A 21437-nucleotide genomic window follows, 5' to 3' on the forward strand; every position below is an offset into this window, starting at 1 on the left:
AGGAGACGCTGGCCGGTCGCCACTACGTCACCGAGAGTGGTCGCGAGTGGTTCGAGATCTGGGTTCCGCAGCGCCCGAACCTGTGGCGGGAGCCGAAGCTGGTGTTCCCGGACATCAGCGAGCGTCCTCGTTTCGCGTTGGACTTCTCGGGCGCTGTGGTCAACGGCGACTGCTACTGGATCTCGGTGCCCGATCTGGCCCGCGCGCCCGCCGAGGCGATCCGATTGGCGTATCTGCTGATGGGCGTGGCCAATTCGGCGCTCGGGCTGCGGTACTACGACGCGGTCTGCGGCAATCGGCTGTACTCGGGCAGGCGACGCTGGATCACGCAGTACGTGTCCCGGCTGCCGGTGCCCGATCCGGCGAACGCCAGGTCCGCGGACGTGATCGATCTGGTGTGCGAGTTCGTCGAGGGGCGCGTGCCCGACCCGGCGGCGCGGGCGGAACTGGACGAGCGGGTGGCCGCCGCGTTCGGCGTGCGGTCAGGCGCGCAGCCGCACGCCGACCATCGGCAGCAGGGTCCGGCGGGCGAACTCGCGTGCGGCGTCCTGATCGGTGACCGGGATCAGGCCGTCGGGGGTGAGCGCGAGCGAAAGCGCCAGCCGGGCCATGATCTCGGCGACCAAGTCGGCGTCGAAGTCGTGCGTCCCACCGGTCTCCCGTAGTTGGCGCAGCTTCTCGGCGAGGTAGTCGCGGCCGACGGCGAGGACCGGTGCCGCGTCGGTGGTCAGGCGGGGCAGGATCAGATCGGGCTCGGTCCGCAGCAGTCTGCGCAGCAGTTCATTGCCCGCGACCGCGGTGATGAACGCGACGAAGATCTCCACCAGCTGGTCTTCGGTGCCGGAAACGGTCTGCACCCGCTTGTCGATGGCGGCGACGAAGCGCTGCGCCTCGCGCACGCTCACCGCCTCGACGAGGTCGTTCTTCGACTCGTAGCGCCGGTACAGCGTGGCCGGGCTGATCCCGGCGCGGCGGGCGATCTCGCCCATGCTGGTCCGCTTGATGCCGAAGTCCAGAAACGCCGAGAGTGCGCTTTCCAGCAGCTTTTCGCCGTCGGCGACCGGTTTCTCCAGGATGCGCTGCAGCATGGGCGAGATGGTGGGCATCGGATCTCCAGTATGTTCGGCGCGGCCGGGCCGTGGCCGGCAGGGCGCGGCATCGCGACGGGTGCGGACGGGACGTTCATTATTTCATCGGGTCGGCCGCGCGTGACCGGGCATTGCCGAACCGGCGCGGCGGCGAGCGGGAGCCGCCTGGCCGGGTCGACGCGCGAACGCCTCCCCGCTTCAGTAGGTCGCATGTCCAGATTCGACTGGCCAGCCTGTGGTCGGCGTCCGGCCGCGCCGTTGGCTGGCGCAGAAAGCGTTGGGACATGGGGTATTTCGCGGATCGAGTAGTCGCGATCACGGAAGCGGGTTCGGGGATCGGCCGGGAGTTGGCGGTGGCGCTGTCCGGTATGGGAGCGTGGCTGGCACTGTCGGACAAGTCGGCGGAAGCCGTCGCGCGGATCAGCCCGGTCGCCGCGGCGCGGACCATCCTGCGCGGCGACGCGAAGGTGCTGGCCGGACTGGACGCCATTGTTGTGGATCTGGTCACACGCATCGCCGGGCAGTGCCACGAACGGGTGCTGGACATGGTATTCCGTTCCTGACCGCGCGCACGGCACTCGGACAGGGACGGGTATTGGCGGAATGGCAACTGGCCGAACGCATCTCACCATACAGGAGACTATCGACGAAGGGAATGCCGAGGCGGGCGCGGCGCGGGGGAGCGCTCGATGACGACGAAATGGATTCTGGTCGAGTGCTTTTCGGGTTTTCCAGGACGGGTGATCGCGCTGGGGACCGCGCCGAAGTCGTTCGTCCCGCTGACCAATATCCTGCGCAATCCGTTGTCGCGGTCCGACGCGGAGTCGGCGCTACGGCAGGCGTGCGGCACCGGTGCGCCGATAGTGCGGGTCTCGCGGGACGGTCGCCGCACGGTGCGCGCCGAACCGCTGCTCATCGCGCCGGGGCGGGTGCACGGCGTACGGCTGTGGGTGGGGCCGGTGCGGGAGTCGGTCGCGTCCCCGGACCCGATGGGCGCGTGGTACTTCGATCTCACCGCCAACCGCTCGGTGCGCAGCGTCGACCTGCTGGACCTGTACGGTGTCGCACCGGAGAACCGCGCCGCCGAGCTGGCCATCGCCGGTGCGTTCACCCGGCTGGTCACCAACCGCGACGAGGGCGAAGCGCTGGCCAAGATCGTCAACTCGGCGCCGGGCACCGAGCATCAGGCGGTCTGGACCATCCGGCGCGACGACGACGCGTTGCGCGCCGGGCATTTCGCCTGCCGGATCGTCGAGGAGCACGACGACTCGGGCGCGCGCCGGGTGCTCCTGCGCGGCGTGACCCAGGACATCGGCGCCGCCATGACGGTCTCCGCCGCGCCGCCGCCGATGATCCTGGAGTACGCGCTGCTGGAAGCTTCGGCGCAACCCGGCGAATACCGCGCCATCGTCAATCTGCGCTCCCTGCGGCTGATCCGGTGGATCGGCGCACCCATGCCGGGCATCGCATGGGAGGATCTCCCCGGTCAGCCGCCACCGCAGATCCATCCGGACGATCTGGAGACGGCGAAGACCATGTCACGCGAGCTGGCGCGGCATCGCACCGAGGGAACGGTGCGTATCCGACGACTCGATGGCGGTTGGCAACCGGTGCGGGTACGGGCCGCGTTGATGGCGCTGGATCAGCACACCACGGCCGGACTCGCCACGGTCAGCGCGGCATCGTGACCGCGCTGACCGTGGCGTCGAAGTCATTGGCGCGGCAGATCCAGCTCGGCCATTTCCTTCTCGATCGCGTTCGCGGCGAAATCCACGCCACGGGAACGCAATTCATGAACCCGGCGCTGGAGTGCCTCCACTCCACCGGGCTGGGCCGCGATGTCGGCGACGCTGATCCGGCCCTTGGGCCGATGCACACCCGACTGCACGTACGACACCGTGATACCTCCTGCCTGCACGCTCACCCACCCATCGACCCGGGTGGGTTCACCACTGCGCTACAAGTCGCACGACGACCGTGTCGACAGGAGAGCCCGGGTCGCCGGGCACGCTGGCTGAATGTTATCAGCGATTTCTGCTGGACACTTGATCAATGTGCGCTGTATCACACCTCATTCGCCGTGCGGTGCTGGGCGGTATTTGCTATGTAGACAGTCGCATTCAGGCGAATGCGATCTTGCTCCTGGGGACCGAGTTCCCGGCGGACCTTCCCCGGCACGCCCGCCACGAGTGAGCCGGGCGGAATGTGCGCGCCTTCCGGGATCAACGCGTTGGCCGCGATCAGGCTGCCCGCCCCGACGGTGGCGCCGTTGAGCACGGTGGCGCCCATGCCGACCAGCACGTCGTCGCCGATGGTGCAGCCGTGCAGGATCGCGTTGTGTCCCACCGAGACACCCGCGCCGACGGTGAGCGGGAAGCCCGGGTCGGCGTGCAGCACGCAGCCGTCCTGGATATTGCTGCGGGCGCCGACCTGGATCTCTTCCAGGTCGCCGCGCAGCACGGCGCCGTACCACACGCTCACCTCGCCCGCGAGCCGCACGCGGCCGATCACCGTGGCGTTCGGCGCGATCCATGCGCTCTCTTCGATCTCCGGCGCAAACTCGCCCAGCTGAATCCGCATGAGCACGAACTTAACGGGCCCGCAGTCCGGCCTGGGGTCGGGGCGGCTGCCTGGTGGGTGCTGCCGGACGTACTCCCTGGTCGGAGCGAAGGCGGGGGGTACGCACGATGGGCGCTGTCGGACGCGATCCGGCGCAGAGCCGGAGGGGGCGGAGGTGCGCCTAGCCGTGCCCCTGGAAGCTGGCCCGGTGAGCGGCGGGACTGGTGCCGAGGATGCGGTGGAAGTGGTGGCGCAGGCTCACCGCCGTGCCGAAGCCGGTGTCGGCGGCGATGCGTTCCACGGAGTCGGCGGTGGATTCCAGCAGCAGTCGGGCGCGGTCGGTGCGCTGCACCAGCAGCCACTGCTGCGGACTGCTGCCGGTGCGGTCGCGGAAGCGGCGGGTGAACGTGCGCCGCGACATGAGCGCCACCCGCGCCCAGCTGTCCAGGTCGATCGGGTCGCTCAGATGCGTTCGCGCCCAGACCATGGCGCGCTCGATCGGATCGTCGTCGGTGGCCTCGGGGACCGCGACCGGAATGTACTGCGCCTGTGAGCCGCTGCGGTGCGGAGCGGTGACCAGCGCTCGGGCCAGCTCGGTGGCCGCTTTGCTGCCCAGATCGCAGCGGACCAGGTGCAGGCAGCAGTCGAGGGCGGCGGCCACGCCCGCGGAGGTGACGATGTCGCCCAGATCCGACCAGAGCGTGTCGGCGCGGACCCGGACCGCGGGGAACGCGCGGGCCAGGTCGGCGGCGGCGGCCCAGTGTGTGGTGACCTCGCGTCCGTCGGCCAACCCGCTGGCGGCCACCGCAAATGAGCCGAGGCACAGGCCGACGATCCTCGCGCCGCCTGCGTGCGCGGTGTGCAGCGCCGAGCGCAGCTCGGTGGAGAGCGGCATCTCCGGTAGCCAGCTCGGAATCACGATCGTCTCGGCGCGGGTGAGCATATCGAGTCCGTGGCGCACGTCGATGTCGAAACCCGCTGGGGTCCGCAACATTCCGGGCCGTTCGGCGCACACGTCCACCTGGTACGGAGCGGAGCCGCCCGCCCCTACCCGCCCGAACACGAGAGACGGCACGGACAGGTGGAAGGGGCTGATTCCGTCGAAGGCGATGACGGCCACGGTACGCATGGCCTGATCTTAGCGATAGGCGGCTCGCGGGCCACTGTTGGCACGGGTTCACGCGGGACAAGATCAACCACATGAGCGAGCAGATCGTCACTACAGCATCCACCCCGCAAAACTTCGCTGAGCGTCAGGGAGGCGCGGTCGGGAGCGAAACGATCGAACGGACCGCGTTCGAAGTCCTGCACGTCGGCGGCCCCACACTGCGGTTCCGCTACGCGGGAAGCACCTGGCTGACCGACCCCACCTTCGACCAGCCCGGCGACTACCCGGGGCGCGTCACGTTGCACAAACTGATCGGGCCCTCGGTGTCACCGCGGGAGGTCGGCCCGGTGGACGTCGTGCTGCTCTCGCACGACGAACACGCCGACAACTTGGACGTCAGCGGCCGGGAATTCCTGACCACCGTGCCGACCGTGCTGTCCACTCCCGGAGCCGCCACCCGGATCGACGGTGTGCGCGGACTCGACAACTGGGAGACCGTCACCGTGCAGGGCGTCCAGGTGACCGGAGTGCCCGCCCAGCACGGCCCCGACGGATGCGAGCCGATCACCGGTGTGGTCACCGGCTTCGTGCTGAGCGCCGACGGGGAGCCGACGGTGTACGTCTCGGGGGACAACGCCTCCGTGGGGGTGGTCGAGCGGATCGTCGAGCGAATCGGCCGCATCGATATCGCGGTGCTCAACGTCGGCGCCGCGAATATCGGTCTCTTCGGCGACGCCGACGCCACGTTGAACGCACGCACCGCCCTGTTGGCCGCCGAAGTGCTCGGCGATGCTCTGATCGTGCCGGTCCACGGCGAAGGCTGGGCGCACTTCAGTGAGACGCTCGACCATCTGTCCCGCGTCTTCGGCTATGCCGGTCGTGCTGATCAGCTGCGTATTCCCCCCTTGGGCCGGGTGGCGGCCTTCTGAGCGCTGGGCGGTCGCCCGGCCCAGCTGGGCAACGTGGCGAGAAAGTCACAGGAAAGACGCCGTCGGCTGGTCGCCGTGCGCGATCGGCGCGTCGGTCGTGGCGCGGGCCCGGCGCCGGGGCCACGATGGCGGTATGAGGATCGGAGTACCGCGGGAGGTCAAGGAGCAAGAATTCCGGGTGGCACTGACTCCGGCGGGCGCCGGGGAACTGGCCGGGCACGGACATCAGGTGCTGGTGCAGGCGGGGGCTGGCATCGGCTCGGGTTTCCCCGACGCCGACTACGCCGCCGCCGGGGCTCGGCTGGTCCCCGACGCCGACGAGGTCTGGTGGGACGCCGAGTTGGTGTTGAAGGTGAAGGAGCCGATCGCCGAGGAGTACGCGCGCATGCGCCGCGGGCAGGTGCTGTTCACCTTCCTGCACCTGGCCGCCTCGCGCGAGTGCACCGACGCCGTACTGCGGTCGGGGATCACCGCCGTCGCCTACGAGATGGTGCGCGCCGCCGATGGGTCGCTGCCGCTGCTGGCCCCGATGAGCGAGATCGCGGGCAAACTCGGCACGCAGGTAGGCGCGTACCACCTGATGGCCCCGCTCGGCGGCGCCGGACTGCTGCCCGGCGGCGTCCCCGGGGTGCGCCCGGCGGAAGTGGTCGTGCTCGGCGGTGGTGTCGCGGGCTCGAACGCGGCCACGGTCGCCGTCGGGATGGGGGCGCGGGTCAGCGTGCTGGACACCAACCTCGCGCGGCTGCGCGACCTCGACGCCCGCTTCGGCGGCCGGGTCAGCACGATCGCGTCCAACTCCGCGGAGATCCAGCGCGCGGTGTTGTCGGCCGACCTGGTGATCGGCGCGGTGCTGGTCCCCGGCGCGCGTGCGCCGAGACTGGTCTCCGACGATCTCGTCGCGGGCATGCGCCCCGGCGCGGTGCTGGTGGACATCTCCATCGACCAGGGCGGTTGCTTCGCCGCCTCACGCCCGACGACGCATTCGAATCCCACCTACCGGGTCGGGGGCTCGCTGTTCTATTGCGTCGCCAACATGCCCGGCGCGGTGCCGAACACCTCGACGATCGCGCTCACCAACGCCACCCTGCCCTACGTTCGCGCGATCGCCGACCTCGGTTGGAAGGAGGCGTGCGCGATAAACCCTGACCTCGCCCACGGGCTCACCGCGGACGCCGGTCGCCTGCTCTCGGCGGAGGTCGCCGCCGCGCACGGCTATTCGCGTCCGCTCGGCGTCGCGGGCTGAGTTGCGAGCGGAGCGCACCGCCATCTCGGCAGGGGCGACTCGTAGTCGCCCCTGCCCGAAAGGCCCGTCGATGCCGCTCAGACGCCGGTCGCCTGCTCTCGGCGGAGGTCGCCGCCGCGCACGGCTATTCGCGTCCGCTCGGCGTCGCGGGCTGAGTTGCGAGCAGAGGCACCGTCATCTCGGTAGGGGCGACTCGTAGTCGCCCCTGCCCGAAGGGCCCGTCGATGCCCCTCGGACGCCGGTCGATTGCTGTCGGTCGAAGTAGCCGCCGACGTAGGTTTCCCGGGCGCTCGGCACGCGCCGACAGTCGGCGATCGCGGCGCACCGCGATCGCCGACGGGGTGCGGACATGGGCGCGCGGACGTTGTGCGGCCGCCGCGAGTCATCAACGCATGCGCCTACTCGTGCTCGGTCCGGCCCTCGCCCAGGTACCAGTCCGGCTGACCGGTGGTGGGCAGGTCGTGCAGCTTGTCCGGGTTGCGGACCACGTCGATCGCGACGATGCGGCCGTCGTCGACGGTGAAGGAGAAGACGCCGGTGTGTGTGCCGTCGAACACCACGAGCCCGGGCTGGCCGTTGACCAGCACACCGCGCCCCCAGCCGCCCGCGGCGGACGGCGAGTGGTACCAGCCGAGCAGCAGCTTGGCCACCAGTTCGGCGCCGTGCACGGGCTGCCGGATCGCGGGCACCTTGCCGCCGCCGTCGGCCGTGAGGCTCACCTTGGCGTCCAGCACGCCGAGCAGGGCGCTGAGATCGCCGGAACGCCAGGCCAGCGCGAAGGCCGACACGACCTTCTTCTGCTCGTCCGGTGACGCCGGGAAGCGCGGGGTGCCGTCCTCGACTCGCTTGCGGGCCCGGGAGGCCAGCTGCCGCACCGCGGCCGGGGTGCGGCCGACCACCTCGGCGACCTCCGGGCCGCTCATGCCGAAGACGTCTTGCAGGACGAACGCGGTGCGCTCGGCGGGAGACAGGGATTCGAGAACGACCAGCAGCGCGGTGGTGACCCGCTCGTCCTGGGTGATCCGGTCGGCGGGATCGTCCCAGGTGGTGACCTCCGGCTCGGGCAGCCATTCACCCACGTAGTGTTCCCGGCGCACGCGGGCGGAGCCGAGGTGGTCGAGCGCCAGCCGACCGGTCACGGTGGTCAGCCAGGCGAGCAGGTTGTCGATCTCGGCCGCGGCGCCCGCCTCGTACTGGCGTTGCAACCGCAACCACGCCTCCTGCACCACGTCGTCGGCGTCGGTGAGACTGCCGAGCGTGCTGTAGGCGAGTCGGCGCAGATACGGCCGGTGCTCCTCGAACCGCCTGGCCAGCTCGGCCTGGTCGAGGGGCTGAGGGGAGGGCTGCTCGGAAGTCACTGCTGTTCGCCGTTCGTCGTTCGGCCCCGCGGGGCGCGTCTATGGATGCGTCACCAGGTCGACGACGCAGGGGCACAGAGTGTGACATGTGGCCGACGGCATGGTGTGCGGGCGGGCCCGGCGTGCCCGCCCGATACTCTCGCCGGGTGCAGAAGGGGACTTCCACCGCAGTCGGGTTGCTGCTCGGATTCGCGCTCGATCGGGTGTTCGGCGATCCCAGGCGATGGCATCCGGTGGCCGGATTCGGTTCCGCGGCCGCCGCTCTGGAAGCGGTGACCTACGCCGACCGGCGTGCGGCGGGGCTGGTGCACGAGGCGCTCGCGGTCGGCGCGGTGGTCGGGTTCGGGGCGGCGGTGCGGCGTGGCGGGATGGTCGCGACCGCGGTCGCCACGTGGACCGTTCTCGGCGGTCGCAGTCTCGCGGGCACCGGTCGCGCGATGGCCGATCGGCTGGAGGAGGGCGATCTGGACGGCGCTCGCGCGCTGCTGCCCGCGCTGTGCGGCCGCGACCCGGACGTGCTCGACGCGGACGGCCTCGCGCGCGCCGCCCTGGAGTCCATCGCCGAGAACACTTCGGACGCGGCCGTCGCTCCAGTGGTCTGGGGTGCCGTGGCCGGTGTCCCCGGCTTGCTCGGGTATCGCGCGATCAACACCCTCGATGCGATGGTCGGCTACCGCAACGAACGCTACCGGCGTTTCGGCTGGGCCGCCGCGCGCACCGACGACGTGGCCAATCTGCTCCCGGCCCGCCTCACCGGCCTGCTCACGGCCGCGCTCGCACCGCTGGTGGGTGGACGCCCCTCGGCCGCACTGCGGGCCTGGCGCCGCGACGCCGCCGGGCATCCCAGCCCCAACGCCGGAGTCGTCGAGGCATCGATGGCAGGCGCGCTCGGCGTCCGGTTGGGTGGCCGCACCCAGTACCCGCACGGCACGGAGTTGCGTCCGCTGCTCGGCGACGGCCCCGCACCCACGGTCCACGACCTGCGCCGTGCCGTGCGCCTGTCCGAAGCCGTGCAGTTCACGGCTACCGTCCTCGCCGCCGCCCGCGCCGCCACCAAGCGTTCTTCCGGATCCGGGTTCTGGAAAGGCTTCCGGTTTACCCGCTGACCGTGCAACGGATTTCGTTTCGGGGCAGAGAATCTGCGTTCGGCGGCACAGTATGCGCGTTCGAACGAACCGATGGATCCGCGCGATCGACACTGATCCGGCAAGGACACGCTTCCCGGCACAACCATTCGATCGACCATGGAGGCATCGTGACAGAGACCGCCATTCAGTTACCCGGGCTGGCCCAGCACCTCGAAAGATCTTGTGACGGTGGCTGATTCATGACAGTTCTGGCTTTGGAGATCGGTGCGGCGGGCTTCGCCGCGAGCCGGGTGGCCGCTGGCATCGGCACGCGGGACATCCGGCGCATACCGGTACCGGCGGACGGGGTGTGGGACGCCTGCCGAGATCTCCTGCTCGATGTCGCCGGAGACGATGAGATCACCGCGGTCGGCATCGCCTGCCCGAGTCCGATCGACAAGTCGGCCGGGGTGGTCGCTCCCGCCGGAATCACCCAGTGGCGTGGCGGATTCGGCATCGTGGCGGCGGTGCGGAGACTGTTCCCGGTCGCCGTCGTCCAGATGGCATCCGATGGCCTGTGCCTGACCCTCGCCGAGCGAAGCATCGGCTCTGCCGCGGGAGCCGAGGCGATCTTGACCGGTGCGGGCATCCTCGCCCTGATCGCGGAGGAACGCGCAACCCGCCGTACCCCGCCCGGCCACGTCGATATCCCTGCCGACCGGCGCCTTCGCACGCGAGACGACCACCGACCCGCACAGCGGATGGTCTGCGTTCGCCGCCCGCCGCGGTGAGCGCGGTCTGTTCGATTCCGGTCGCGCCGACACAACGAATGCGCGCACCAACCCGAATTCTGGGAGACACGATGACCGAGTCCGTCATTCAGCTGCCGACCGCTGGCGAGCAAGTGTTCGATACCTTCGATCGAATCTGCCGCCGCGGTCCGGTCGTCCCGATCGAACTGCCCGGCAATGTCTCGGCGTGGATCGCGGTGAGTTACCAGGCGGTGAGTGAGATCCTCGCCGCTGACGGCACAGTGTTCAGCAAGAACGCGCGAAACTGCCCGGCACTGCACGACGGCACGATTCCGGCGGATTGGCCGATGCGCGCCTTCACCGACATCGATCACATGCTGAACAGGGACGGCGCCGATCACCGAAGGCTGCGCAAGACGATCGGCCAGGCGTTCAGTGCGGGCCGGGTCGCCGCGCTCGCACCCCGGATCCGCGCGATCATCACCGAACTCCTCGACGACATTCCGGATCCCACCGGCGAGGTCGACCTCGTCGAGGACGTCACCATGCCGTTTCCCGTGCGGGTGATCTGCGAACTGTTCGGGGTGCCGATATCGGATCACCGGCGCTTCCGGAGTTGGGCCGCCACGATCATGTCGCATCTGAGTACCGGCGAGCAGATTCAGGCCGCGATGGGCGCCCTGATCGGCTACCTCACCGAGCTGCTGAACAGCAAGCGTGATCGTCCCGGTGACGACCTCACCTCCGCCTTGCTGCAGGCCAACGCCGACAACGGTTTGGCCGACAACGAGCTGGTCGACATGTTGTGGCTGGTGCTGATGGCCGGACATGAGACCACGGTGCATCTGCTCGGCAATGCGGTAGTGACCCTGTGTACCCATCCCGAGCAGCTGGCCAAGGCCCGTGCCGAGGACCGGTGGGCGGATGTCGTGGAGGAGATGCTGCGCTTCCGCTCCCCGGCGGGCAATATGTTCAACCGCTACGCGCTGCGGGACGTCACCATCGCGGGCGTCGATATTCCGGCTGGGGCCATCGTGGGGTGGTACGGCGGCGTCGGGCGGGATCCCGATCATTACCCGGACGCCGATATCTTCGATATCGACCGCGACGTCCGAGACCAACTGGCCTTCGGCCGGGGACCGCATTTCTGTCTCGGTGCGCATCTGGCCAGGCTCGAAGCCCGCATCGCGTTGTCGGCCTTGTTCAACCGGTTCCCGCGACTGCGCCTGGCCTGCGACCCCGCCATGATCCCCTACAGTCCGCAATTCATCACGTGCGGGCCGCTCTCCTTGCCGGTACTGCTCGACTCCAGTGCGTAGAGCCGCGCGGATCAGCCGCGGCCGCGGCCGTAGCGGTCGGCGAGGCGGGCCTCGGTAGTGGGCGTGGCGGCTGCGGGCGGCTGGTCGGCAGCGGGCGACCCGGCTCGGTCCGCTTCGACTGGGGTTGTCGAAGCGGACTGCTTTTCTTTCCTGCGCTCTCGGATCTCGGCGTAGATGAAGTAGCCGAGGCCCAGCGGGGCCATGATGCCGAAGGCCAGCCATTGCAGGCCGTAGGACAGGTAGGGACCCGCGTCGAGCTGGGGGAGCGGGGTGGGGGTGAAGGCGCCGGGTTGGTTCTCGCTCAGCTGCAAGTAGCCGCCGCGTTCGCCGGTCGGGAGGGGGGTGAGCGGCTGTTGCAGGACAGCGGATTCCTGGACCGTGTCGATGGAGTACACCTGGCGGTAGCCGTCCTGGACGGTCGGGTCCTTGCCTGGCGTGACTCCCTCGGACATGCGCACCCTGGCTTCGATGCGCTGCGATCCGGAGGGCGGCTCGGGGACCTGCGGTGGGCGCGATCCCTCCACCGCGGGCACCAGGCCACGATCGACGAGCAGGACGCGTCCGTCTGCGAGCCGGAACGTCGCCAGCACCGCGTAGGCGGGAGCGCCGTCGAGGTGGCGCAGCCGTACCAGCACCGTCGAGTCCGGCACGTAACTGCCGGAGGCCGTGACGCGCCGCCACTCGATGGGCGTGTCGTCGGCGGTGTCGGAGAGCGCCGCGGTGACGTCGACGGGGTCGGCCCGCACCGAGTCGGCGATCAGCTGATTGCGGTGCGAGGTGGCCGTGTTCTTGCCCAGCTGCCACGGCGCGAGCACGGTGAAGCACAGGTAGGCGAAGGCGGCGACCAGCACGGCCAGGATCAGCCAGCTCGGGCGCAGCAGGAAGGCGAGCCTGCGCATCAGGCTCGTCCGTCTGGGACAGGTCGCAGGTCGGGCGGTTCGGCGGCGAGCTCGGCGCGCACCCAGTCGAGCAGGCCCGGGATGGCCGCCTCGATCTGGTCGCGCACGAGTTCGAAGTCCGCCGCGTCGCCGTAGTAGGGATCGGCCACGTCGTGGCCGTCGGCGGTGGGGTCGAAGGTGCGCAGCAACCGCAGTCGCTGCGGCTGCACGCCGAGGCGGGCGAGTTCCCGCTGGTGTGAGCGGTCCAGCGCGACCACGAGATCGGCGTCGAGGTGCTCGGCGCCGAACGCGGCGGCGACGTGCCCGGTGGGGTAGCCGTACTTGCGCAGCGTCGCGGTGGTCCGCGGGTCGGCGTCGTCGCCGACGTGCCATGACCCGGTGCCCGCGCTGCTCACTCGCACCCGGTTGGCAAGTCCGGCCCGGTACAAATGCACCGCGAAGATCTTTTCCGCCATCGGAGAGCGGCAGATGTTGCCGGTACAGACGAACGAGACGTGCAGCAGACCCACGACTGCCATTCTGGCCGGTGCCGCTGCGGGTTCGCCACGTAGGGTGTGGTCTCGTGCCCGAGGACCGCGTCGATCGCGCGAAACTGCGCCACCACGGCGACGTGGACGCGCGCCCGGGCATGCTCGATTTCGCGGTGAACGTACAGGGTGTCGCCCCGCCGCAGTGGCTGCGGCAGCGCTTGGCGGCTCGGCTGTCCGACCTCGGCCGCTATCCGAGCGCCGAGGACGCCGATGCCGCCCGCCGCGCGGTCGCCGCTCGGCACCGCCGATCTCCCGAGGAGGTGCTGCTGCTCGCGGGCGCCGCGGAGGGGTTCGCGATGCTGCCCCGACTCGCGCCGCGCCTGGCCGCGGTGGTGCATCCGTCGTTCACCGAGCCCGAACTCACGCTGCGCGAGGCGGGCGTCCCGGTGACCAGGGTGATCCTGGAGCCCCCCTATCTGCTCGATCCCGCCGCGGTGCCCGCCGACGCCGACCTGGTGGTGCTCGGCAACCCCACGAACCCGACCTCGGTACTGCACCCGGCCGACGCCGTCCGCGCCCTCCGCAGGCCCGGCCGCATCATCGTCGTCGACGAAGCCTTCGCCGACGCCGTGCCGGGCGAGCCCGAGTCCCTCGCCGCCGACCCCGCACCGGATCTGCTCGTGCTGCGCAGCCTGACCAAGACGTGGGCGCTGGCGGGCTTGCGCTGCGGGTACTTTCTCGGCGCACCCGCACTCCTGGCGCGCCTGGCCCACGGGCGCGCCCACTGGCCGCTGGGCACCTTGCAGCTGGAGGCGATCACGGCGACCGCGAGCCCCGCGGCCGTGGCCGAGGCCGACCGCCGCGCCGAGACCCTGGTCCTGGCCCGTACCGCGATGATCGAACGGCTGACCCGTCTCGGCGTCCACGTCCACACCCCGGCCGGCGGCCCGTTCCTGCTGCTGCGCGTCGCGGACGGGGAACTGCTCCGCAAGCACCTGGCCGAGCAGGGGATCGCGGTCCGCCGCGCCGACACCTTCCCCGGTCTCGGCCCGGACCACCTGCGCGTCGCGGTGCGCGGCGCCGACGAGGTCGACCGGCTGATTGCCGCGATTCGATCGGCAGATGTGTGATCAGCGGGTTGTCGGCCGCGTGGCGTCTCGGTACGGGCGCTGGCCCTTCCCGAGCGAGTGAACGAGCTCCGGTACCGAGTGGTGGCCGCCGCGCCCCACATCGGAGCTGAAGTCGATCGTCGCGCAGGGTGGGAAGACCTGCATCGGGTACCGGCACAAGCCGGGCGACTTTCTGTCGCGTGCGGCGGTCGCTGCTCGACACCCACGCAGGCGGCAGGGTTCGGCCCAGTTGGCTCCGGCGGCAGGGCTACGAGCGCCGAGCCCGCGCTGCTGGCGTCGGCTGCTCGACGTGACCGGATCGGCGGCTGTGCGGTCGCCGCCGTGTCGGGTGACAGCCGGTGTCGATTCGCTGTGCGGGCACTGTGTAATGCCTGTATGGACGATTCGTCCCGGAACGAAACCGAAGGGGGCCGGGCATGACCGAAGCGAAGGAAGGTGGACGATGACCACACTCGCGGATCTCATCGCGGTGCTCGACGCGGCCTACCCGCCCGCACTCGCCGAGTCGTGGGACTCGGTCGGCCTGGTCTGCGGCGATCCGGCCGACGAGCTGACCCGCGTGCTGTTCGCCGTCGACGCCACCGCGGCCGTCGTCGACGAGGCGATCGACTGGCGCGCCCAGGCCCTGGTGGTGCACCATCCGCTGTTGCTGCGCGGGGTCGACACCGTCGCGGCGAACACGCCGAAAGGCGCGCTGCTGCACCGGCTCATCCGCTCCGGTTGCGCCCTGTTCACCGCCCACACCAACGCCGACTCCGCCGACCCCGGCGTCTCCGACGCGCTCGCCGCGGCCCTCGGCCTCACCGTGACCGGTCCGCTGGACGCGAAACCCGAACCCGCCGTGGACAACTGGGTGGTCCAGGTGCCACGCACGCATACCGATGCCGTGCTCGCCGCCCTTTTCGCCGCCGGAGCGGGCGGCGTCGGGGACTATCGCGACCGCGCGCTGCGGGTGCCGGGGACGGGGCAGTTCCGTCCGATCGGCGAGGCGCTCGGCGAACGCCAGCGCGTCGAGGAGGACCGCGTCGAGGTGGTCGCCCCGCCCGCGGCGCGCTCGGCCGTGCTCGCCGCGCTGCTCGCCGCCCACCCCTCCGAGGACCCGGCCTATCACATCAGCGAACGGGCTCCGCTGCCCTCGCCGCGCGGCATCGGCCGGGTCGGCACCCTGCCGGAGCCGGAGTCGTTGCGAGCCTTCACCGATCGCGTGGCGAGCGCGCTCCCGCCCACCACCTGGGGCGTGCGCGCCGCGGGCGACCCCGACCGCACCGTCCGCACCGTCGCGGTATGCGGCGGGGCGGGCGACTCCTACCTGAACGCGGCCACCCGCCTCGGCGTCGACGCCTACGTCACCGCCGACCTGCGCCACCACCCGGTCGACGAACATCTGCGCAAAGGCGGCCCCGCGCTGGTCGACGCCGCACACTGGGCAACCGAATTCCCCTGGTGCGCACAAGCCGAATCACTCGTCCGGACCGCGCTACCAGACCTGGAGACAAGGGTATCCACACTGCGCACCGACCCATGGACGCTGCGCGCGTCCACCTGACCACCCGACGCCTTCACCAACCCACCCACCGAGGACCGCGAGCGGCACACCACGCAGAGATCTTCTCGCGTTTCGCCTCGACCATGTGCCACTCGCGAAGGTATTTGAACTCCGCCGGTTGAATTCGGTGCAGTGTGGGCGGTTTGGGTGAATCGGGGGGTTCGCCGGGGTAGAACTACCCCATGAGCTTCCCGGTTGATTTCGGGCTGGTGCAGATCGGCCTGATCCTGCTGTTGTTGGTCGGTGTCGCGCTGATCGTTTCCGGTCTGATCGCGGCCCGCCGGGTCGGGATGCGGGCGCTGCTCGCGCGTGGGGCGGGCGGGCTCGCGCTGCTGCTGGTGGCGGCGGTGCTGCTATGGATCGCGACGCTGTTGCAGACGTATCTGGGACTCACCGGGGAGATCAAGGCGGCGCATGTGGTGGCCAAGCCCGCGGCGGGGCAGGAACACCAGCTCGACGTCGACCTCACCCTGTACGGCGATGACGACCACGCCGAACAGCGCAGCACCCACCGAGTCGAGGGGGACATGTGGGTGCTGCAAGCGGGCATCGTGGAGCTGGAACCCTGGGTGAACGCGCTCGGCTTCCACTCCGGCTACCGGATCAGCCGCCTGTACGGCCAGCGCCTCGACGGCATCGCCACCAAGCAGAACCAGATCTTCCTCAATGACGGCGACCAGGACTTCTTCGCCGACATGCGCGAGGGCCGCTGGTGGACCCAGCCGTTCGTCCGCTCCGCCTACGGCAACGCGGTGATCGCGGTGCCGGGCGAATACGACGTCTACATCTCCCGCGACGCGATCAAGACCCGCACCGTCGGCGGCTAGGACGGCTGTCTGGCGGGGCTACAGACGGACACGGCTGGCTGCGCCCCTGTAAGGCTGCCTCATACCAGAGCTACGGACTTCCTCCGCTACGCCCATTACGCAGGGGCGCCGCTGCGGCGCGGTACGGTTGAACACCAGTCCCGTCCACCCATCCAGGAGTTTGTCCGCGTTGAATGTCGAACCCACGATCCAGGCCGAGCTGCTCCGGCTGGCCGCCGTCGACGCCGAGCTGACCCGGATCGCGCACCGCCGCACCGTGCTGCCCGAGCAGCAGGAGGTCGCCCGGCTGGAGGCCGAGCGCAACGCCCACTCCGACGCGGCGGTGGCCGTGGAGATCGTGCTGGACGACCTCGACCGCGATATCCGCAAGCTGGAGGGCGAGGTCGAGGCGGTCCGCAAGCGCGAGGATCGTGACAAAGAAATGCTCACCGCGGGAACGGTGAACGCCAAGCAGCTTTCGGAGCTCCAGCACGAGCTGGGCAGCTTGGAGCGTCGCCGCTCCGTACTGGAGGACGAACTGCTCGAGGTGATGGAACGGCGCGAGGCCTCCGCCGCCGACCACGAGCACGCGGGAGCCCGGCTGAGCAAGACCGAAGAGGATCTGGCCGCCGCTCGGCGGCAGCGCGACGAGGCGCTGGCGGATCTGGATGTGGCGCAGGCCCGCTGCGACACCGATCGGTCCGGCGTGGTCGCGAAGCTGCCCGCCGAACTGCTCGCGATCTACGACCGCCAGCGCGCGCAGCACGGTGTGGGCGCCGCGCTGTTGCAGGCCCGCCGCTGCGGCGCGTGCCGCATCGAACTCGACCGCGGCGAGATCGCCCGGATCGCCAAGACCGCCCCCGATATGGTGGTGCGCTGCCCGGAATGCGGGGCGATCCTGGTCCGGACCAAGGAATCGGGGCTGTGAACCAGCGCGCCGAGCGAGCGCGGCGATGACCTACTCCGAGGTGATCGTCGAGGCCGACGGCGGCTCTCGCGGCAATCCCGGTCCGGCCGGGTACGGCGCGGTGGTCTACGACGCCGAGCACGTCCACGTGCTCGCCGAACGCCGGGAGTTCCTCGGCATCGCCACCAACAACGTCGCCGAATACCGCGGCCTGATCGCCGGATTGGAGGCCGCGGCCGAGCTCGGCGCCGAATCCGTCGACGTGCGGATGGATTCCAAGCTGGTCGTCGAGCAGATGACCGGACGCTGGAAGGTCAAGCACGCGGCCATGATTCCGCTCGCCGACCGGGCCCGCAGGCTGGCCGCCGGGTTCGTTCGGGTGCGTTTCACCTGGATCCCCCGCGCCCAGAACGCCCACGCCGACCGGCTGGCGAACCAAGCCATGGACGACGCCACCCTGCCCGGCGAGGTCAGCGCGGCGGCGGAGTCCGCGCGGTCGACCGAGGCCGCCGACCCGGCGCTCGCGGTCACCGAGCGCGATCTGCCGAGCTGGATCGAGGAAGCCAGGCAGGCGGCCGCGCCGCCGGAACCGGCGCGGCAGGGCCCCGGCTGGACCCGTGCCACCGGCCGCCCCACCCGGCTGTTGCTGCTGCGTCACGGCCAGACCGAGCTGTCGCTGGAGCGCCGCTATTCCGGTCGCGGCAATCCGCCGCTGACCGCGGTGGGCCGGGAACAGGCCGCCCGGGCCGCGAAAATGCTTGCCGCCAAAGGCGATATCGCCGCCGTGGTCAGCTCACCGCTGGGCCGGGCGAGGGAGACCGCGGAGGCCGCGGCGACCGCCCTGGGGGTGTCCGCCGAGCTACACGACGGTCTGATCGAGACCGATTTCGGCGCGTGGGAGGGCCTGACCTTCGCCGAAGCCGCGCAACGAGACCCCGATCTGCACGCCCGCTGGATCGGCGACCCGGCCACGGCGGCGCCCGGCGGGGAGAGCTTCGATCAGGTCCGGGAACGGGTGGACGCGGCCCGTCGCGATCTGATCGAACGGTATCCCGGTGCGAACGTGGTGGTGGTCAGTCACGTGACCCCGATCAAGACGCTGCTGCAACTGGCGCTCGATGCCGGGCCTTCGCTGCTGTACCGGTTGCATCTGGATCTGGCGTCGCTATCCATAGCGGAGTTCTATCTCGATGGCGGATCATCGGTGCGTCTGGTGAACGACACGTCCTATCTCTGAGCGCGCGACGACACCTGGAACGAGGGGGAACGCGGTGCGCGAAGGGCGAATTATGCCCTATTGCAACACGTTTGCGTTTCACATTCGCGCGATGCGGTGAATCTCACTTCGACTCGGCCTTGCGCGCCGAGTAGCGGTAGGCTTCCGGACGGTCAGGCACAGGCGTCCTACCCTGCCTGCCTGGTCGGGGTCGACACTGTGTGCCCTCGATCGGTGTCACAAAGGGGGACGATGGTTCATGGGCAGCGCCGCCCATAGGCCGCGTCGCGGCGGGAAGCGCCTGTGCCGTCGAGTGGTTCGAGAGAGTGCAGGTTCGATGAGCAGTCCGATCAAGGTAATCGTTCTTGGGGCGGGGATCGGAGGACTCACCACCGCGGCCGCGCTGCGGCACGCGGGTTTCGCCGTCGAGCTATACGAAGCGGGCCCGGAGCTGCGTGCGCAGGGTTTCGGTCTTTCCGTGCAGGCCAACGGAATCAACGCGTTGCGCACCCTCGGCCTCGGCCTCGATGAGCACCTGCTCGAGCGCGGTGGCCGGGTCGAGACGTTCCGCTTCTGCAACCCCGACGGCAGCCCGATCCGGGTGCTTCCGGTGCACCGGCTCGATGCCCAGCTCGGCGCGCCCGCCGTGGCGCTGCACCGCACCGACCTGCACGACGTGCTGTTGCGCGCGATCGGCGACACGCCGACTTTCGTTGCCGCGCAGGCCACTCGGTTCGTCGACGACGGCGAGCACGTGCGAGTGGAGTTCGCCGACGGCCGGGTGGCCGAGGGCGATCTGCTCGTCGGCGCCGACGGCATCCACTCCATGGTGCGCGCCCAGCTGCACGGCCGCGCCGAACCGCGCCCGGGCAATTTCGTGTGCTGGCTGGCCTGCATCCCGTTCGAGCATGGCAACGTCGCGCGCGGCCTCTCGGCGCATTTCTGGGGCACCGGAATGCGTTTCGGCATCCATGACATCGGGCACGGCCGGGTGTACTGGTGGGGCACCCAGACCTTGCCCGCCGACGAGGCCGCGAACTGGCGCGGCGGCAAGGAAGACCTGCTGCGCCTGTACGCCGACTGGGCGCCGGAGGTGCGCGCCTGCATCGAGCAGACCGACGAGTCCGCGATCCTCGCGGTGCCCGCCCAGGACCGCCCGCCGCTGCCGCGGTGGGGCCGCGGCCGGGTGACCCTGCTCGGTGACGCGGCGCACCCGATGCTGCCCAGCCTCGGCCAGGGCGCCAACTCCGCCATCGAGGACGCGGTGGTGCTGGCGAACGTGCTGCGCAACGCGCTGGATCCGGTTGCGGGCCTGCGCCGTTACGAGCAGCTGCGCGCCGACCGCACCGCCATGTTCGTCAACGGCTCGGCCTCGCTCGCCAAGATCGAGCAGACCACCGATCCGCGTTTGGTGCGGGTGCGCGACATCTACTTCCGGCACGCGCCCACCGAGTTCTTCCTGCGCGAGCTCGCCAAGCCGATGTCGTTCCCGCCGCTGGACGGGCCCACCGCGCGGCTGCCGCGCCCGCTGTCGCCGGTCGAGCGCTGGCACTGGATCGCCGATCAGCTGGCGCCGCTGCACATCGTGTCGCGCGTGCGCATCCGCGGGCAGGTCGATGTCGACCGGATCCGGGCAGGGCTGGACGACGTGCAGCGCCGACATCCGCTCTTGCGGGTCGCCGTCGCCGCCGAATCCGACGGCACCGCACCGCGTTTCGTCCCGGTGCAGGCTCCCATCCCGCTGCGCGTGATCGAATCCGAGGACAGCACCACGTGGTTGGCCGAGGTCGACGAGGTCGAGCTGCGCGAGCCCTTCGACTGGCGCGCCGGGCCGTTGGCCAGGGCGGTGCTGATCAAGGAGACCGACGGCACCAACGAGCTGATCGTGACGCTGCACTACGCGATCGCGGATGGCGAGAGCGCGCTGTCGGTGGCCAAGCAGGTGCTCCAGGCGGCCGCGGGGGAAGCGGGCGAGTTCCCGCCCGCCCCGGTGCGACCCGGCCCGGAAGATCTGTTCCCGCCGCGTTTCCAGGGCGGCAGCGGCGCGCTGCGCACCGCGGGTTCGCTGCTGCGCGATCAGAAGTCGCAGCTGCGCAGGCCGCGCCGACTGGAACCGACCTCGCTGGCTCCGCCCGCACAGCGGCGCAGCCGGGTGGTGCATCGCAGCCTCGACGCCGACCAACTGGACGCGCTCACCGCGGGCTGCGCACGCCACGGCGTCGGCCTGCAGGCCGCTTTGTCCGCGGCGCTGCTGATGGCGGCGGCCAGGGAGGCGGGCACCGACAAGGCGACCTGGTACACCGTCGGCAGCTCGGTCAACTTTCGCGACCATCTCGACGGCGCCGCCGCGGACACCGAGGTCGGCACCTATCAGGGCATGATCGCCACCCCGGCGAAGTACGCGCCGTGGGCTTCGCTGTGGGAGATCGCCGTCGAGATCGCCCGCGAATACGGCGCGCGGATGGATCGGCGTGATCATCTCTCCGCCCTGAACCTGCTGAAGGTGGCCGCGCCGAAATCGGTGGCCGCCAGCGCGTCCACGGTCAAGCTCATGGATACCCGCGGCCCCGGTCATCTCTGTATGACCTACCTGGGCCGCTATCCCTTCCCGGACAAGATCGGCTCCTGGCAGCTGGAAGGCGCGCAGTTCGTCTCCGGCATGTCGGTGAGCGGGTTCATCATGGCCACCGCCAACGCGACCCACGACGAATTGTCCTTCAACGTCGGCTACGTCGAACCCGCGGTGTCGCGGGATCGAGCCGAACGCCTCGCCGATGAGAGTGTGCGCGCACTGCTGTCGGCCTGCTGACCCGCCAACACCACAAGACGACAGCCGAGTCCGGCATCGGCGAAGTCGATGCCGTGATTTGCGATATCGATAACTGGATAACTGTGGTAGCAGCTTTGCGCGTCAGCGATTTGGGCTTGGTCGGATCCGCGCACAGCCGGTGCCGCGAGTGTCGCGATAGGAGTGACTGTGACATCCGAACCGAGTGCTACTCCCACTAGACCCGAGGCGTGGCCGGTCAGCGCGTATCAA

General features: G+C 70.3%; 20 protein-coding genes. 13 read left to right on the top strand and 7 right to left on the bottom strand.

Annotated elements, in window-relative coordinates; genetic code table 11:
- Window positions 1-482 precede the first annotated feature (482 nt).
- Window positions 483-1106: a TetR/AcrR family transcriptional regulator gene (locus ON34_RS34430; RefSeq protein ID WP_083889216.1), complete on the bottom strand. Its 624-nt coding sequence runs from the start codon at window positions 1104-1106 to the stop codon at window positions 483-485.
- Between the two features lie 266 nt (window positions 1107-1372).
- On the opposite strand from ON34_RS34430, the gene ON34_RS08135 reads away from it, so the two are divergent.
- Both ON34_RS08135 and ON34_RS08140 read left to right on the top strand, forming a co-directional pair.
- Complete coding sequence (locus ON34_RS08135) at window positions 1373-1651, top strand: Rossmann-fold NAD(P)-binding domain-containing protein (protein ID WP_040776202.1); 279 nt, start codon at window positions 1373-1375, stop codon at window positions 1649-1651.
- Between the two features lie 126 nt (window positions 1652-1777).
- Entirely contained in the window at window positions 1778-2776 is a 999-nt protein-coding gene (locus ON34_RS08140) for a GAF domain-containing protein (RefSeq protein WP_040776205.1), read from the top strand.
- 23 nt (window positions 2777-2799) lie between these two features.
- On the opposite strand, the gene ON34_RS08145 is transcribed toward ON34_RS08140, so the two are convergent.
- The 3 genes from ON34_RS08145 to ON34_RS08155 form a co-directional block, all read right to left on the bottom strand.
- Window positions 2800-2985, bottom strand: coding sequence for a hypothetical protein (locus ON34_RS08145; protein WP_040776207.1), 186 nt, complete (start codon window positions 2983-2985; stop codon window positions 2800-2802).
- 167 nt (window positions 2986-3152) lie between these two features.
- Window positions 3153-3668 carry a gamma carbonic anhydrase family protein gene (locus tag ON34_RS08150; RefSeq protein ID WP_040776210.1) on the bottom strand — a complete coding sequence of 172 codons (516 nt, stop codon included), beginning with the start codon at window positions 3666-3668 and terminating at the stop codon, window positions 3153-3155.
- A 160-nt stretch (window positions 3669-3828) separates the two neighbouring features.
- Entirely contained in the window at window positions 3829-4776 is a 948-nt protein-coding gene (locus tag ON34_RS08155; protein WP_040776213.1) for a GlxA family transcriptional regulator, read from the bottom strand.
- A gap of 71 nt (window positions 4777-4847) precedes the next feature.
- On the opposite strand from ON34_RS08155, the gene ON34_RS08160 reads away from it, so the two are divergent.
- Window positions 4848-5684 carry an MBL fold metallo-hydrolase gene (locus ON34_RS08160; protein ID WP_083889217.1) on the top strand — a complete coding sequence of 279 codons (837 nt, stop codon included), beginning with the start codon at window positions 4848-4850 and terminating at the stop codon, window positions 5682-5684.
- Window positions 5685-5817: 133 nt separating this feature from the next.
- The gene (gene ald, locus ON34_RS08165; RefSeq protein WP_040776216.1) at window positions 5818-6927 is read left to right on the top strand and encodes an alanine dehydrogenase; all 1110 of its coding nucleotides are present in this window, start codon (window positions 5818-5820) and stop codon (window positions 6925-6927) included.
- 398 nt (window positions 6928-7325) lie between these two features.
- Here ald and sigJ read toward each other — a convergent pair whose 3' ends face one another.
- Window positions 7326-8285 (bottom strand): RNA polymerase sigma factor SigJ, encoded by a 960-nt coding sequence (gene sigJ / locus ON34_RS08170; RefSeq protein ID WP_040776219.1) that lies wholly within the window; start codon window positions 8283-8285, stop codon window positions 7326-7328.
- Between the two features lie 86 nt (window positions 8286-8371).
- Between sigJ and ON34_RS08175 the strand changes: the two genes are divergently transcribed.
- The 3 genes from ON34_RS08175 (at window position 8372) to ON34_RS08185 (ending at window position 11423) form a co-directional block, all read left to right on the top strand.
- A complete protein-coding gene (locus ON34_RS08175) occupies window positions 8372-9391 on the top strand; it encodes a cobalamin biosynthesis protein (RefSeq protein WP_083889218.1) in 1020 nt (339 codons plus the stop codon).
- Window positions 9392-9612: 221 nt separating this feature from the next.
- Window positions 9613-10143 carry an acetate and sugar kinases/Hsc70/actin family protein gene (locus ON34_RS08180; protein WP_051022266.1) on the top strand — a complete coding sequence of 177 codons (531 nt, stop codon included), beginning with the start codon at window positions 9613-9615 and terminating at the stop codon, window positions 10141-10143.
- Window positions 10144-10214: 71 nt separating this feature from the next.
- The gene (locus tag ON34_RS08185; protein ID WP_040776222.1) at window positions 10215-11423 is read left to right on the top strand and encodes a cytochrome P450 family protein; all 1209 of its coding nucleotides are present in this window, start codon (window positions 10215-10217) and stop codon (window positions 11421-11423) included.
- Between the two features lie 11 nt (window positions 11424-11434).
- On the opposite strand, the gene ON34_RS08190 is transcribed toward ON34_RS08185, so the two are convergent.
- Window positions 11435-12322 (bottom strand): SURF1 family cytochrome oxidase biogenesis protein, encoded by an 888-nt coding sequence (locus ON34_RS08190; protein ID WP_040776225.1) that lies wholly within the window; start codon window positions 12320-12322, stop codon window positions 11435-11437.
- A complete protein-coding gene (locus tag ON34_RS08195; RefSeq protein ID WP_051022267.1) occupies window positions 12322-12840 on the bottom strand; it encodes a low molecular weight protein-tyrosine-phosphatase in 519 nt (172 codons plus the stop codon). The genes ON34_RS08190 and ON34_RS08195 overlap by 1 nt, the downstream gene beginning before the upstream one ends.
- Window positions 12841-12884: 44 nt before the next feature.
- Here ON34_RS08195 and cobC point away from each other — a divergent pair, with 44 nt between their 5' ends.
- From cobC to ON34_RS35855, 6 genes are all read left to right on the top strand, one after another.
- Complete coding sequence (cobC, locus tag ON34_RS08200) at window positions 12885-13922, top strand: Rv2231c family histidinol phosphate aminotransferase CobC (RefSeq protein WP_040776227.1); 1038 nt, start codon at window positions 12885-12887, stop codon at window positions 13920-13922.
- Window positions 13923-14364: 442 nt separating this feature from the next.
- On the top strand, window positions 14365-15468 hold the full coding sequence (locus ON34_RS08205) for a Nif3-like dinuclear metal center hexameric protein (RefSeq protein WP_040776229.1): 1104 nt from the start codon (window positions 14365-14367) through the stop codon (window positions 15466-15468).
- 182 nt (window positions 15469-15650) lie between these two features.
- A complete protein-coding gene (locus ON34_RS08210; protein ID WP_040776232.1) occupies window positions 15651-16295 on the top strand; it encodes a hypothetical protein in 645 nt (214 codons plus the stop codon).
- A 169-nt stretch (window positions 16296-16464) separates the two neighbouring features.
- Window positions 16465-17202 (top strand): zinc ribbon domain-containing protein, encoded by a 738-nt coding sequence (locus tag ON34_RS08215; protein ID WP_040776622.1) that lies wholly within the window; start codon window positions 16465-16467, stop codon window positions 17200-17202.
- A 25-nt stretch (window positions 17203-17227) separates the two neighbouring features.
- Window positions 17228-18418: a bifunctional RNase H/acid phosphatase gene (locus ON34_RS08220; RefSeq protein ID WP_040776234.1), complete on the top strand. Its 1191-nt coding sequence runs from the start codon at window positions 17228-17230 to the stop codon at window positions 18416-18418.
- A gap of 316 nt (window positions 18419-18734) precedes the next feature.
- On the top strand, window positions 18735-21206 hold the full coding sequence (locus ON34_RS35855; protein WP_040776237.1) for an FAD-dependent monooxygenase: 2472 nt from the start codon (window positions 18735-18737) through the stop codon (window positions 21204-21206).
- Window positions 21207-21437 lie beyond the last annotated feature (231 nt).

The sequence above is a fragment of the Nocardia pneumoniae NBRC 100136 genome, assembly GCF_000308755.1.
GTDB lineage: Bacteria > Actinomycetota > Actinomycetes > Mycobacteriales > Mycobacteriaceae > Nocardia > Nocardia pneumoniae.

Bases quoted from the DNA above. Each gene is read 5' to 3' on its own strand.
- ON34_RS08220 (WP_040776234.1), top strand. From the start codon at position 17,228: ATGACCTACTCCGAGGTGATCGTCGAGGCCGACGGCGGCTCTCGCGGC.
- ON34_RS08185 (WP_040776222.1), top strand. From the start codon at position 10,215: ATGACCGAGTCCGTCATTCAGCTGCCGACCGCTGGCGAGCAAGTGTTC.
- ON34_RS08160 (WP_083889217.1), top strand. From the start codon at position 4,848: ATGAGCGAGCAGATCGTCACTACAGCATCCACCCCGCAAAACTTCGCT.
- ON34_RS08190 (WP_040776225.1), bottom strand. From the start codon at position 12,322: ATGCGCAGGCTCGCCTTCCTGCTGCGCCCGAGCTGGCTGATCCTGGCC.
- ON34_RS34430 (WP_083889216.1), bottom strand. From the start codon at position 1,106: ATGCCCACCATCTCGCCCATGCTGCAGCGCATCCTGGAGAAACCGGTC.
- ON34_RS08175 (WP_083889218.1), top strand. From the start codon at position 8,372: ATGTGGCCGACGGCATGGTGTGCGGGCGGGCCCGGCGTGCCCGCCCGA.
- ON34_RS08205 (WP_040776229.1), top strand. From the start codon at position 14,365: ATGACCACACTCGCGGATCTCATCGCGGTGCTCGACGCGGCCTACCCG.
- ON34_RS08180 (WP_051022266.1), top strand. From the start codon at position 9,613: ATGACAGTTCTGGCTTTGGAGATCGGTGCGGCGGGCTTCGCCGCGAGC.
- ON34_RS08135 (WP_040776202.1), top strand. From the start codon at position 1,373: ATGGGGTATTTCGCGGATCGAGTAGTCGCGATCACGGAAGCGGGTTCG.
- ON34_RS08195 (WP_051022267.1), bottom strand. From the start codon at position 12,840: ATGGCAGTCGTGGGTCTGCTGCACGTCTCGTTCGTCTGTACCGGCAAC.
- ON34_RS08140 (WP_040776205.1), top strand. From the start codon at position 1,778: ATGACGACGAAATGGATTCTGGTCGAGTGCTTTTCGGGTTTTCCAGGA.
- ald (WP_040776216.1), top strand. From the start codon at position 5,818: ATGAGGATCGGAGTACCGCGGGAGGTCAAGGAGCAAGAATTCCGGGTG.
- ON34_RS35855 (WP_040776237.1), top strand. From the start codon at position 18,735: ATGAGCAGTCCGATCAAGGTAATCGTTCTTGGGGCGGGGATCGGAGGA.
- ON34_RS08155 (WP_040776213.1), bottom strand. From the start codon at position 4,776: ATGCGTACCGTGGCCGTCATCGCCTTCGACGGAATCAGCCCCTTCCAC.
- ON34_RS08150 (WP_040776210.1), bottom strand. From the start codon at position 3,668: ATGCGGATTCAGCTGGGCGAGTTTGCGCCGGAGATCGAAGAGAGCGCA.
- ON34_RS08210 (WP_040776232.1), top strand. From the start codon at position 15,651: ATGAGCTTCCCGGTTGATTTCGGGCTGGTGCAGATCGGCCTGATCCTG.